Source organism: Rubripirellula obstinata (assembly GCF_001642955.1).
In the GTDB taxonomy this organism is placed as follows: Bacteria; Planctomycetota; Planctomycetia; order Pirellulales; family Pirellulaceae; genus Rubripirellula; species Rubripirellula obstinata.
Genome location: NZ_LWSK01000068.1, coordinates 18,299 through 30,353, shown reverse-complemented (window position 1 = coordinate 30,353; position 12,055 = coordinate 18,299). Strand labels below are relative to the sequence as shown.

Annotated in this window: 6 protein-coding genes; 1 reads left to right on the top strand and 5 read right to left on the bottom strand. The window is 52.7% G+C overall.

All coding sequences use genetic code 11. The features are described from left to right. Positions 1–62: 62 nt before the first annotated feature. The 3 genes from RC85_RS16375 to RC85_RS16365 form a co-directional block, all read right to left on the bottom strand. Complete coding sequence (locus tag RC85_RS16375; RefSeq protein WP_149752520.1) at positions 63–386, bottom strand: FliH/SctL family protein; 324 nt, start codon at positions 384–386, stop codon at positions 63–65. Positions 387–408: 22 nt separating this feature from the next. Next, on the bottom strand, positions 409–1,308 hold the full coding sequence (locus tag RC85_RS16370; protein ID WP_068264757.1) for an Rpn family recombination-promoting nuclease/putative transposase: 900 nt from the start codon (positions 1,306–1,308) through the stop codon (positions 409–411). A 748-nt stretch (positions 1,309–2,056) separates the two neighbouring features. Then, positions 2,057–2,680, bottom strand: coding sequence for a hypothetical protein (locus RC85_RS16365; protein WP_162273222.1), 624 nt, complete (start codon positions 2,678–2,680; stop codon positions 2,057–2,059). A 545-nt stretch (positions 2,681–3,225) separates the two neighbouring features. On the opposite strand from RC85_RS16365, the gene RC85_RS16360 reads away from it, so the two are divergent. Beyond that, complete coding sequence (locus RC85_RS16360) at positions 3,226–4,044, top strand: PEP-CTERM sorting domain-containing protein (RefSeq protein ID WP_068264753.1); 819 nt, start codon at positions 3,226–3,228, stop codon at positions 4,042–4,044. 26 nt (positions 4,045–4,070) lie between these two features. Here the strand turns inward: RC85_RS16360 and RC85_RS16355 are convergent, their stop codons facing one another. Continuing rightward, positions 4,071–6,083, bottom strand: coding sequence for a prepilin-type N-terminal cleavage/methylation domain-containing protein (locus tag RC85_RS16355; protein WP_149752518.1), 2,013 nt, complete (start codon positions 6,081–6,083; stop codon positions 4,071–4,073). Positions 6,084–6,151: 68 nt separating this feature from the next. Then, on the bottom strand, positions 6,152–12,055 hold the full coding sequence (locus RC85_RS16350; protein ID WP_084422748.1) for a hypothetical protein: 5,904 nt from the start codon (positions 12,053–12,055) through the stop codon (positions 6,152–6,154).

The following is a 12,055-nucleotide window of genomic DNA, read 5'->3' as shown; positions in this document are numbered from 1 at the left end:
CGGCGTATCGATAATAGAGTTCGTCGTGGCGGTGGTTCATTTCCAACATTCCCATCACTGCCTTACGCCAAATCGTTCAGGCGTGTCTCTAAATCGCTCGCGAGAGTTTCCAACTCTTTCGTTTCCAGCGCCTTGAGCGAAGTATCATCGGCCGCGGTAATTTTTAGAAACCGCTGAATTAACTTAATACGACCAATCAATTTCCCACGAGCTTCACTTTCCGCAAAACCTTCCGCAAAACCTTCCGCAAAACCTTTCTCAAAACCTTCCGCAAAACCTTCCGCAAAGGCGGCGTCTTGGGTGTCCTTTAAGAAGGAGAACCGGTCCTTGGCTTCTTTAGCTCGGTCGGCGTATCGATAATAGAGTTCGTCGTGGCGGTGGTTCATTTCCAACATTCCCATCACTGCCTTACGCCAAATCGTTCAGGCGTGTCTCTAAATCGCTCGCGAGAGTTTCCAACTCTTTCGTTTCCATCACCTTAAGCGAAGCGTCATCGGCTGCGGGCATCTTAAGCAACCGCTGAGTCAACTGAATACGACCAATCAGTTTCCCGCGAGCTTCACCTTGTTCCAGCCCCTTGGCCATTGCGGCATCGCGTGCATCTTTTAGGAACGAGAACCGGTCCTTTGCTTCTTTAGCTCGGTCCGCATATCGATATCGAAGTTCGTCGTCTCGTGCGATCATTTCAAGGATCCCGGTAGCTTTTTGAAACGTGGGTGATGGAAGCAGTCGCCGCAATTCTTCTGCGTCGCGATTGGCCGATTCCTTCATAAAGTATACCCACTTCTCCAACCAATCGGCATCGCCCAACATGGCATCAGAAAGATTATACTTGGCTAATTCGACGATATGAACCTGCACTTGATCGCCCAGGCTAACGCTGTTGACCGGATCGCATAACGAAAAACGGAAATGTCCAGCCGGCGACTGATCGAACAATGATTCAGTCAAAAAACAAATGCTGATCGCTGGTTGTAGCGACGCGTAGGAATCACCTTCACGCATTTGCCCGGCAAACAATTCACTGGTGTAGAAAACCAATCGCTGCTTCAAGCCGTCTGGGATCGTCGTTTGGACTTCGATTACATACCAGACGCCTGCTGAATCACGAGCCTTGACGTCAACGATCGAAAGCTTGTCGTCATCAAACTCTTTATCGTTGTACGGATTCAAAATCACGACCTCCTCGATCGGCGACTCCGGCACAAGCACTGAATTTAGCAGATGAATCAACAGGTCCGTATTCTGGATCTGCCCAAACAAAAACTTAAAGACGAAATCAACAGTCGGACAAATCCCCAGCGGCATCGCAAATCTCCCGGCGCATGATCGTGCATGATTATTCGCAATCAATCTAACATGCCCGGGACGGTGCAACAAACTTCTACCGTTTTTAGTGAGCCGTGAACGCGTAAGCGGCCGGGCCCCATGTTCATTACTTCGCGTCTTTCGCGGTACCAAAATATCCAACAGCAACTTCGCTTGCCACAAAACATTTACCCATGACTTTTGTGGATCTTTGTGTCCCTTGTGGCTAGCAACAAACTGCAGGGCAAATCAGTTTTTCAAACTGGGAAGTGAGCCGTGAACGCGTAAGCGGCCGGGCCCTAGGTTCATTACTTCGCGTCTTTCGCCGTTCCAACCGATCCAACAGCAACTTCGCTTGCCACAAAACATTTACCCATGGCTTTTGTGGATCTTTGTGTCCCTTGTGGCTAGCAACAAATTGCAGGGCAAATCAGTTTTTCACACTGTGAAGTGAGCCGTGAACGCGTAAGCGGCCGGGCCTACTATCAATGTCGTGAGCCGTGAACGCGTAAGCGGCCGGGCTGATCGATATGCCCGAGGCGTTACCGCCGGCGGCTCACAAAAGCTTGCGAGCCGTGATCGCGTAAGTGGCCGGGCCGACTATCAATGTCGTGAGCCGGGAATCGCGTAAGCGGCCGGGCTGATCGATATGCCCGAGGCGTTACCGCCGGCGGCTCACAAAAGCTTGCCCAGCTTCAAAAAGTGATTTGCCCTGCAATGGACCGTCCATCGCTGGACTCCCGTCGTCCTACCGGTCTCTAAGCATCTCGCATGACCGACCTTGTTCATCGGTCCATCGAACCAGCTCTCGCACCGGAGTCCCTACGGGAACCACGTCCACATCATCGATTGGTCGAAACGCACCACGTTGAACGATCAAGACATCAGCCTGATCTTGGTCGGTCAAACGGTCAGCCTGTTCCCCAAAAACGACACGACAAACATCATCACTGCCCGTCGCCCCAAGTTCAGTCCGTTCATCGGTCACGCCGTTCCCACCATCATCAATCCCCGCCCGCCCAGGCTTACCATCAGGCCCAGCGGTCAAGACAACCAACGCATCAGGATCAAAACCACTGATAACCACGCCAGTGATTTGGGACAGCTTAAAGCCAGCGTTGGCCGTAGTGGATCTTGTTAAAGATCCGACCGCGACAGGATCATCAACAAGATCCACTCCCCTAAAAATAGAATCGCCCGGACCATTAGCCCCCGCATCATCACCAGGCGGATCGATTGCATCCAACGAAGGTGATTGACTCAAATAGAAACCCCGCGCCACCATCAACACGCCAATCGACAGCGTCACAATTGAAAAAGGCAAACTCGACACACCCACCCTGACCGCCCCAGAAAGTTTAGACAAAAACATTGAAGACAAAAAAATGCAATCACGAGACCCGACGGCACCGCCAACCATAGCTTTAATGCTCCCCATCAATGATCCCATGCCGCAGCCCATCATCCGGATCGCAAACGTATTCCTGATAAGTCGTTTCCAAATGTCCAACTGACATCACCGTTCTCCGAATTGACCGCACGTAAATTGGTGGTGCCCTTGACAGAGAATACTAGACAATAGCCGGTTTATTGCAATTCTTCTTGTCCGTCCGTTGGATTCACGAAATGAGTCGGATAGGCCAGTGACGGAATACAGCAAACATCCCCTCCTCCATTTGCGAGAATGTCGCGTGTTCATCCTGGCTTTGTTGAAAAACTGCCGAATTGGCTTCCCTTTGGTAATCACTTCGCTAAGAAACTGTTGCATTAAGAGTTTTGACTGCTTAGACTCAGCCTTGAGGCGGGGGGGATGTAACCCGAATACGCTTTCTGAAATTGACAATTGTACCTCCGCAAAATTTGAAGGGATCGACATGCTTGATGTTTGTTTCCCGCAATCAATCTGAGAACTGACCGATGAAAAACCGCCGACTACTTTGTGCATTGGTTGCAATCGCCTTGGGCCACGTTGCCAAACCGCATGCTTCATCCGCTGCCGTCGCTGACTTGTTGGTTTCCAACGATACCGCGGTCTGGTATGCCTCCGGTGCAAGCGCAGCAGATGTCGCAGCGTACAACGGCTACATTGGTGGCAGCGATCCTGACATCGACAATTTTAACAACAGCCCTTTCTCTTACCGAGCGTTCGGATACTTCCAATTCGATTTATCTACGCTGAACATTGAAACGATCGATTCGGCCGAGTTTTCAATTCAAAGGATGGCAATCAATCCGAGCAACAATATCGTTGCAACGGATGCTTTTGATGTTCTAAACGACGTTGCAAGCGTGGACCGAGTCGATTTCTATGGGTTAAATTCGGTTGCTGGGAACACGGCACAAGATTGGAGCGAATCGACGCTGTCATTTAATACAACGGGCAACGAGCTGACGGCTGCTTCTATCGCATCGGGTGGTTCCCATCTGACTACAGGAACCGTCGAAGACTTTTCCGGTCAAGATTCGGTTGCTGGACAAACGGTTAGCTTAAGCGGGCCAGCGCTAACAACATGGTTGCAGACTCGTTTGGATGACAATGGCCTAGCCACGATTATCTCGATCAACCCTCAGGGCGCGCTTGCGGGTAGCGGACTTGCTTACCACAGCTCGAATGGCGCACTTGGTTTTACACCTTCGCTAAATTTGGTGTACACCGTTGCCATTCCAGAACCGACTTCTGCTGCTATTCTCGGGATTACTTTAAGCACTGTGTTGCTACGTCGTCGTCGCCGTTGATTCAACCGCGACGTTTTTATCAGCGATCAATCACGATGGACAATCGAGATCTGGCGAATTTGCCGGGTCTTGGGATTCTCTACTCTAACCGTGATTCGGATCGCATCTGGTGTGTTAATGAACGGTGGTGATGTTTCTCGTTCGGCAAAGTCATCAGCCCCGAACGTCGCGTCATCATCGATTCCATTTGAGCCGAGATCGACCGTGGTTGCTCCTGTTAGGTTTTCCCAGACTGTCCCATTGCTGCTGGCGTTCAAGGTTGCTTGAGCGAAACCATCACGTTCGTAGCTGTTGGTAAAGGTATCGAAAGTTGGCTGAAACAAGCGAATCGACGTGCCAAACGTGACTAGCTTGCCGGATTTAAAAAGGCTCGGCTGATAAACATCAGCGGGTGTTGTGGAGTAGCTCGCGACTCCTGTGAACGGCGTTATCATCAAGCCAGGTAGCGATAGCGCACCATCACCGGTACCATCGCGACGATCGATTCGCCGTGCCTGCCATCCACGCAAGGAACCACCAGCCAAAACGGGATAGCACAGATCGACGAACGCGCCACGTTCGGAGTAGTTGACGATTGACGTCGGGACTGAAGGTGACCCAGAATTGTCTGTACTGACTTGGTTGAATGCAGTCCTAATTGCTTCACGATACCCGGCATCGCTTGGTCCAACCATCACATCTGACTGCTTCGCACTCAAATCGCTTGTGTCGACAACGATGGCATTTGGATCGAACACTTGAACATCGAAAGCCAAAGAATTGTTGACTAACAAATCTTCGCCCAATCGTTCACCGCCCCACAAATCGGTTGCACTATCCAAGTGAGACCGATCGTTGCCAAGAACGAACTCTGGTCGAAGGAAACCTGACATTGATGCGGGAGTAACAACAGGCCCCACGTTTGGCGTGGCGGGTGGAGCAATCCTAGCCGGCGAGTTGCTGGTCGCGGTCGATAGAATCGTCGGAGCATTTCCAAGTGCCAGCACTGGCATCGAGGTAGGAAAGTTCGCTGTACCCGACCCCGTCAAGACGCGATTAGGAATCCTGACGTGGGCAAAACGGTTTTGTGGCTTCGATAAATCTCCCAGCGAATTCGCGGCGACGAACACTGTTGGGGTGCCGGCTGCGCTATCGATTCGACGAATTGAAAGGTCGCATTGTTGGTGAACACCAGCCATCCCGTACAGCCATCCGTCGGCGGCGTTGGCCGCTCCGACAATCGTCGCCGTTGATGCGGTTGGCCATGTATCGGCCTGCATAAATGGGATCGAATCGAAGGTCTGAATTGGCAATGCACCGCTGGTTAAATTCAAGTCAGGGCGAATGAGAAGAACACGACGATGAATTTTTAAGCGATCCGGTATCCCATTCTCGATTGCTGAACCAGATCCTAAATCGAGATCACCATCCACATCGATGTACGCCGGTGTCGCCGGCAATGAAACTGGTGCATATTCCGGGCTCGCAAAGTACACAATTTCAGCGTATTTCGATCGAATGACCACGGGTTCGAAGGCACGCGCCAGATCAGCCGGAACAGTCGGCAACGTATAACCCGTACCGGCCAGTTCTGCTGTCTTCATTTCCAAGATGTAGCGTGGCACTTTCCCGGTAAACCACTGTCCTGCAGGAGCCGATGCCGTGAAGGCTAGGTAATCATCGAAGTCGCCGAATTTCGCTGCATCCAGGAAAACGCCATCGGTTGTATCGGCCGCACGAAAAAGTGACGAAGTGGCATCGGTTACTGGCCCTTCGTAGTACATGAAGTACCCATTGGGTTCACTGCTTGCACTTGCCGGTTCCAGCGTAACGGTACATTGATCAATCTCGTCCGATAATCGAGTTGATACATCTCTTAATTGATTCGAGAGTTGCGTATCGGCACGTCCGTCGCGCACTTGGTTGCCAACAAAGCCAAAGGATCTCGCAAGCGCGGCCATCATGATCAAAGTTACCGCCATGGCGACTAACATTTCGACCAAAGTAAAACCTCTTGCTGTCACTCGCTGCGACATCATTTTGGGTTGTTCACACTTCATGGAATTCTCGATCGTTGGCTTTGTCAACAATGGCTTAGTCAATGCAGTTTTTATCAAAATGAACTTGATCATTCGGGATAGCTTTCAAACACAACGACATCCCTGGCGTTTAAATCCTGCCCCGGCACGAAGCCGACGGGGATCGATCGATCGATGATATAGAGCGATCGGTAACGCTTGTTCTCGCCTTGGTCAGCGTTATATTCCGTGCCTAGTCCGCCGGTCGAAGCGTCTACTTCAAAGAAACCCAGCGTCATCCGCAATAAGAAAACCTGGGAATTGTCCGAAGCCAAATTGGGCATCCGCATCAATGATTGGTAGCGAACAAACGGATTGCGGAAGCGATCGGTATGAGGCTGCGTTCCCGCTGTGGGAAGTTGTAACTCATCACGCACAAAGAATGCGTCGTCCGTGGCAAGTCCGCCAGCGGGATCGTTGACTCCCAACGGCCCTTTTCCGCGTAACAGCCCCGCATGGGTTTCACGACGTCGAAGTGGTTCGACCGTTCCGCTATTGCGAACATTCATCGCGAAGTTTGCGTTGATTCCTGTTCGCATGACACCTGCAAATTGAGTTGGGTATTCAGGGTTCAGCCGCAAACCGTCATAGTTGTACGGTGCCGTTCCCGTGACTGGCAAATCAGGTGTCGGTGCAGTCGGCACTGGGTATCCGCGTCGGCCTTCGATCCACCTAGCGAACGAAAGTTGATCCTCGGTCGCCCCCGAACCGGTCTCAATGTTGAATTCAGCATTGCGCAGATGACCCTGCATCATCCCTGCCCAGGTTTGAAACTGAGACATCGTATTCAGGTTGACGGTGCCAACCCGATTGTCGTCATAGAGGTAACAAAACGGAGCTGACAACAATTCGGTCAACGGCAGCATGACGGTGCCGAGGCCTTCGATACGTCCCGGCAAGATCGGTTCTAGTTCGCCAGCGAACCGCGGTCGCGTGTTGATCAATTCAAAGATGCGATGAAACTCGGGGACATCCGTTGCCGCAGAATCTGGGTGGGTGCTGGCAAAGAAGTTCAGCAAGTGCCGGAAACCTCCACGAAAAGCATCAATTTCAACGATTCGTTGTGGACTAACCGGCGAGGTTGCCGCAATCATTTCGGGCGTATAGATCGATGGATCCCCAGTTGCGGCTGCGACCACTGTAAACTCCTCGAACAATCTGGCCTGCGAACATGCAGGGACCATCATCAATTCAGCGACGGACGCAAACGGGCGATTGAGCCAAGGATGTTTTGCGAAAGGCACTGACGGTAGGTTGCGATCGTTGTTCGTGATCGCCAACGCACCGTTTAGACCAATCGATGGCGCGAATCCGACATATCCTGGATTGGCAATCGCATTAGCGTTGTTCAGGTAGCTCAGTGAATTGCCCAGATGCGGTTGACCACCACCGGCTACGACAAAACGGAAATACTCTGGCACCGCCGTATCCATCGTCAAACTCGGCGTCGCTTCGTCGGTTTGGTAAGAATACAAGGATTGCATTCCAGGTTGTGTGATCACGGTCGGGAACGCAACGCTTCGCATCGCACCGTTTCGCTGACGCGAACGTGCAGCATAAGTCCCTGAAACGACCTCACGATCCTCACCAGAGAAGACCGTCAGATCGACAGTGATCCAGTCCATTGTTCGATAGGGGTTTGTGACGGCGTTCCAAGGAATTGTTGGATCAGCCAACCGCTGAAGAACGGCGGTACAGTAATTAGGAGTCGTGCCAGTCGGTGGTTCAACTGGTGGTACAGCCGCGGTTGGATCGGCACCCGGGATTCGTCCGGTCGCCAAGTCCAGCGGATCGTCCAGTGCGTTAGTCGCTGCGTTACTGAAATCAATGTAAGCATCGGTTAATAGGTAGTCTTCCGTTCCGTCACCATCAAGATCCTCGGTTCCGTTATACCGAAGCGGTGGAAGCGGATAATAGGATCCACCACGCGGCAGCGGTTCCGAAACGCTTAACCCAACCACGTTGTTTTCCAAGTTGGTGACCGTCGCCGTTCCGTTGGGCCAGCCAGTTGGTCGTGGTGCTGCGATCATCATTGGTAGCGCAGGTGTGTACCCGTCTGTTGCCGCTGTCGGAGTCGTCGTCAACGAAGGCGTCAAGCGAGTGTCATCCATGGCAGTATGAATGATGCCCTGCAAGTCCGTTAGCAAGAATTTTTGCTCACTAGGAATGCCTGGTTCAACTGGCGCACCAACCGGATGTTCCTTGGACCCTAGAACCGTCGTCACGCGGGGCGCAAGTGTTAAATACTGCCCGGGCTGCAGATTGCGAACAGCGTTGATTTCTGGAACCGTCGCGATGCTCGGGGCATAGAACACTTGCTCTGCTGTCATCTGTTGACTCAGCCCAGTCGCAGCATCCGAGAGTCCGGTCGCGGCAAGAAGGGCGACGACATCGTCGAATGCTGCATCGGGCGCGGTGTCGGTTTCGATGAAATCACCGAACAGAATGAACCGATCAAAGTTCATGGTGCCGACGACGGAATCATCCACCTCGTCAAGAGATTGGATATCAAACGACGCGGTGTCAGGACGAAGATCACGCTGAACCGCAAAGTTTTCAGTATCGTTTCCGGACCCCACAAAGTGAGGCTCGGTAATCGCAATTCTCCAAACTGGTGCTCCGGTGCGAGCAGTTGCGATGGGGGCACTGGCTTGCGCCAAATCAATCGGAGCTTGGCGATCCAGGTCCAAAGTAGCGACGCCGGTTAGCGGTGCCGGCATGTCGTAAAGTTCACGCGGCACACGCGACTTGGTCGTTTGGTCGCCGGCGATGACCGGTCGCGGACAATACAGCTCTAAAAACAGCGAGCCTTGTGGAATCCTCACTTGGTCGGTGTTGGGATCACCGCCAGCGATATCGTCCCCAGCGCCGGAATCTCGCATTGCATCGCGAACTCGCAAATCGTGCATTGCAAGCGACTCGCTGAAAATCAAATCGGGTTCTTCCACGCCCCAGACAACGGGACGAACCATCGTCGTGGTTGTGCCACCCGCCGAAAACGCAACTTCGATCGATTCAGCGGTAAGCAAGTTTCCGTCAACGTCCCAGCCCTCACGTGTCGAACCGTTACGAGTGAACGGGTCTGGATCGTATTCAAACGCAGTCATAATGGAATCGGAATCGCGATAATCGACGACATTGACAGCCCATTGAGCGATCCGTCGGGCCCGATAGAGTTGCAATTGCTGAGGTGAAAAGAGACCGTCAGTAATCGCATCGACTGGAATAATAGGAGCAGCGGTTCCTGGTGCTGTTAGGTCCCGCGTGACCGTCATCATTAGCACATACAGATGACGCGCAAGCAGTTGGCGACCATGATCGCCTGTGGGCATCAGAGTTCCCGAGGCGTCGTTTTGAGCTTCCGAGTCGAAGACATAATTCGGCGTAATACTGTTACCGGGCGTCGCGGTATATCGACCCGGTCTCGCTGTCTGGCCATCGCGAATAACGTAGGTCTGAATCTCGCCGAGCGTTTCGCCGGGTTCATCAACCGTTCCATCGCTGTTGTTGTCGATACCATCGGCGTCGGCGCGGTTGGTTTCCAACGGTTCGTCGATCACTAAGTTACCGTTATCGTCAACGTAGTTGCCGAACCGGCGATTGATGTCTAGCTTGTTCCCGATTCGCAATTCTGGCGGAAGCAATCGATCCAGTTCGATCTGCGTGTAATGGCTACCAATCGTGTTCCCGGCTACAGCTTCGAGCAATTCGATTAATGACAGAACGGAACTACGGCTGTCGCCAAAACTTGCCGGGCTGTCGTTGCTGCGACTGTGCGGGGTGACTGAGCGAGCCAATTGACTGGCAACGTTTGGATTGACAGAACCGATTTCGTTGAACAGTGTCGTCAGCCTAGCGGGCAGCATTTCGGTATCAAAATCGAACTGACGCAACAGGCCTTCAAATTCGGCGTAGGTATAAGGCGTGTCACCACCAAGCCGTCCAGTTGGATCGGCTTCGTACGGAGTGTTGATCGCCTCGTTAAATGCGGGTTCCACAGGTGTGGTTCCTAAATCACCAGCATCAATGATTGTTCCAGAATCCGAAGCAACAAGGTTGCCGTCGCGACCGATCGCAATTCCACCGCGTCCATAGACATCATCGCTGTAGCCCATCGAATCAGCGGCACGTTGGAATGGCAAGCGATAACTAAAACGAAGCGCGTCGTGGATTTCCCGGTCGACACGCCCGGGTGCCTCATTGGCCGCGAATGCACGCTGACCAAACTGATAGCGACGATTTAAAATCTGTCCAAAAACACCGCTGATTGCGGTCTGCTGGGCGGCTGGCACAGTGCCACCAAGCAAAGTAATCGGGAGCGTCGCATCGGCGGGGCCCCAGCCTAATCCGCGGAAGACATCTTCGGGCTGGATCGCGGGCGTCGTTCCGTACTGAGCGGTGTACTCGGCTGCCGTCTTGCCCCAGGCCGCTGCAAGCGAACTATGGCCACCACCGACATAGGGAAGCGTTAAATTTCCAATCGCGTTCAGGTTCAATCGTCCGCCCAAGTCTTCGATCATGGGAGCAACCAGCGGGCGAATCAATTTACCTTCGGGCGATGTGAACATCGGCAAGTTCAAATCGATCCAAACGCTATCGGCAATCCCGTCGGAATCGTTATCGACGTCCCAACCATTGAGTGGATTAATTAACGCTTTGGCAAGTTGGTCCAGGCGATTTTGTGCTTGATTGATAAGCGTTCCATTGTCGGGTGTAACAAATCGCTGTGCTGACCGTAACGCAAATTCACTACTGCCACCGGTAAAACGGCCATTGATCGCAGGCGTTCGATTATTAACGTCTGCATTGGGAATGAATTGCCCATCTTCGATCGGAATCGGACGAAAGGTTGCGCGAGACAGGCTGACCAGCAAATCTCGATAGTCCGTATTCGCTGCTGCCGACCAGTCTGGGTTGTCATTTAGAATGTAGTTCAACACCGAGGGCCGGTGGAACGATGGAATCACCGAACCATCGGGATTTCGATGGCTTAGAAACCAATTGTTGAAATCAGCCGCGTCGTAGTCCTCGTCGAAGTCACCGGGCGTGAGTGCTTTGTTGACATTGCTGCCAATGTGATTCGGTTGCAAGGCGACCGGCAAGTTCAATCCGATAGCCGGGTTGCTGGTTGCATCGAAGGCCGCATTGGGATTGCTGGGTTGTCCGAGCTCAGCGACGAAGGCCGCATCCATCGTTGTTGCATCCACGTTGGCACCGGCGACAAACCCAAGACCCAACGCGTTACGTGGTGAACCGTTGATGTGGAACTCGTACCCACCTGTCGTCAGGTCAGCAGCATCTCGATAAAAGAGCTGCCTTACCTGTGCAGCGGTCGGCGTGAGACCTCCGAATACCTCGGCGTCAACTTGAATAAATAAATTGTCGTGGGCCGGTATAGCCGCAGTTGGTGGGACAAAAGATGAACGAATCACCCGATAGGTTTGGTTTGCAAGTGCGCCCTGCGTGAACGTGACGAGTCGTCCCGAGTAGGCATCGTCGAACGGAAATGCAGCTAACCCAGTTGGTCGAACCGTTCCGTTCTGGCTGACCGGAAATCGAATGAAGCCCTCACCGGCGTACAAAGGCCCAGCCGCGAACGTCGGAACATGATGAACCTGAACGTCGATCCCATCACTACGACCATAGAAGTCGCTTAGTAGATCTTCCCCGTAGAACGGAGCGTTCGGATCGTCGGTACCTCGAATCAGAAGCATCAGCGCTTCTTCGGTCGCCGCGCGAACATCAGGCTGATTAGTATTTCGTTTTGCAATCGCAAAAGACGAATCACGCGAGTCGTTGCTGAAGACCAAGTAGGTGGCTACCAGGATGCTAAAGAACGCAAGCGACCCAAGGACGACCAGTAAGATGATTCCTGAACGGTTCGACTGGGAACGGTTCGATTGCGAACGGTTTGATTTGAAACGGTTCGGATTGAGTTGGTGTTGACGTGACAT